Origin of the sequence: Pseudomonas sp. P20 (assembly GCF_016463925.1) — a bacterium.
Lineage (GTDB): Bacteria > Pseudomonadota > Gammaproteobacteria > Pseudomonadales > Pseudomonadaceae > Pseudomonas > Pseudomonas aeruginosa.
On the sequence record NZ_JAEMVM010000077.1, the window covers coordinates 631 to 1,539 of the forward strand.

Here is a 909-nt window from a genome sequence, read left to right on the forward strand (position 1 = left end):
ACTCCCAGCACCTCACCGCCGTATTCCGCATTGCAGGCAGCAAGGACGCCGCGCGTGAGTTCCTGCATCAGTTGGCCAACAACTATCCCGGGCATGAGCCGGAGTTGCCCGAACTGGTGGCCGTTCAGATCGGTGATGCACTCAGTAAGGAGGCCGAATCATGAAGGCGTCCCAGACCTATCAGTGCATCGTCAAGTTCGATGGCGCCGGCTTCTGGACCAATACCATTCAGAAGCAGCGTGCGACCTGCACCTGGAGCGACAAGGTGGCAGCCTCCCGCCTTGCCGAACGGCTATTCGGCGAGGACAACGCCTACATCACCCGTATGCCGGCACAGGCAGGCGACCACGAAAAGCGCATCGAGAGTCGCTGGGAACTGTCCTGCAAAGATCCCAAGGAGGTAGCGCGCGATGCCTGACGTCACCGCTTACCGGCCGGTTGCTGACGAGCTCGCTCAACTGCGCACAGAGGTCCGCATGCTGCGTTCCGCGCATGACGACCTGGCCTGCAGCCGACAGAACGATCGTCGCTGCCTTCAGGAACTGGTGAAACGCCTCCTGACTGCTGCTGCCACCGACAGCCTTCCCCGCTCCCTGGCAGAGATGGAGACCTGGCTGCAGCTCAACAGCGAGGAGACCACTGATGCGTAGTTTCCTTCGCGGCGCCCGGGAAAGCGTCCGCCGGCTGGTGGCCTTCGCTCAAGCCGAAGGCTGGAGCGTCGACCGCTCCGCCGGCGGCCACTTGAAGCTCAGCAAGATCGGCTGCGCCTCGATCTTCATCTCTTCCACGCCAAGCGACGCACGCGGCGAGCTCAATGCCCGCGCCCTGCTCCGTCGAGCCGACAGGCAGCGTTCCCTGAACCAGGAGTCTTTCTGATGCCTATCAAACACGCCATCGTCCACCTGATCG

3 protein-coding genes are annotated in these 909 nt (G+C 62.7%); all 3 read left to right on the forward strand.

Annotated elements, in window-relative coordinates:
• The first annotated feature begins 160 nt into the window (after positions 1–160).
• From JHD77_RS31605 to JHD77_RS31615, 3 genes are read left to right on the forward strand one after another with little or no spacing between them, the layout of a single operon-like run.
• Positions 161–418, forward strand: coding sequence for a hypothetical protein (locus JHD77_RS31605; RefSeq protein ID WP_003448812.1), 258 nt, complete (start codon positions 161–163; stop codon positions 416–418).
• On the forward strand, positions 411–650 hold the full coding sequence (locus JHD77_RS31610) for a hypothetical protein (RefSeq protein ID WP_023082652.1): 240 nt from the start codon (positions 411–413) through the stop codon (positions 648–650). Before JHD77_RS31605 ends, JHD77_RS31610 begins: the two co-directional genes overlap by 8 nt.
• Positions 643–876 carry a hypothetical protein gene (locus JHD77_RS31615; RefSeq protein WP_003103841.1) on the forward strand — a complete coding sequence of 78 codons (234 nt, stop codon included), beginning with the start codon at positions 643–645 and terminating at the stop codon, positions 874–876. Before JHD77_RS31610 ends, JHD77_RS31615 begins: the two co-directional genes overlap by 8 nt.
• Positions 877–909 lie beyond the last annotated feature (33 nt).

Bases quoted from the DNA above. Each gene is read 5' to 3' on its own strand.
- JHD77_RS31610 (WP_023082652.1), top strand. From the start codon at position 411: ATGCCTGACGTCACCGCTTACCGGCCGGTTGCTGACGAGCTCGCTCAA.
- JHD77_RS31615 (WP_003103841.1), top strand. From the start codon at position 643: ATGCGTAGTTTCCTTCGCGGCGCCCGGGAAAGCGTCCGCCGGCTGGTG.
- JHD77_RS31605 (WP_003448812.1), top strand. From the start codon at position 161: ATGAAGGCGTCCCAGACCTATCAGTGCATCGTCAAGTTCGATGGCGCC.